Genomic DNA, 231 nt, shown 5'->3' with positions numbered 1-231 from the left:
GAAGACGATGGCTTCGTCCGGCATGCGCAGGCGCAGCACGGGTTCACGGCCTTCGGCGCGGAACGCTGCGATCTGTTCTGCGGACAGCTCCCGGTCGAAGTTGTCGTAGCCCAGCTTGGGGTCGCGTCCGGCATCACGGTGGCGCTGTTCGACCTCTTCGGGGGTCGAGTAGGACTCGTAGATCGCCCCGGCGTCCTTGGGCTTGGCGGTGACGTCCTGGTAGATCTCGCC

The 231-nt window shown here is 66.2% G+C and carries 1 pseudogene; it reads right to left on the bottom strand.

The features are described 5' to 3' along the window. Positions 1-231 (bottom strand): annotated as a pseudogene (locus GTW58_RS14785) (glutamate--tRNA ligase); the annotation flags it as partial.

Origin of the sequence: Kocuria subflava, assembly GCF_012163155.1 — a bacterium.
GTDB classification, from domain to species: domain Bacteria; phylum Actinomycetota; class Actinomycetes; order Actinomycetales; family Micrococcaceae; genus Kocuria; species Kocuria subflava.
The sequence above is the reverse complement of the archived record's forward strand: the minus strand, read 5'-3'. Positions and strand labels throughout refer to the sequence as shown.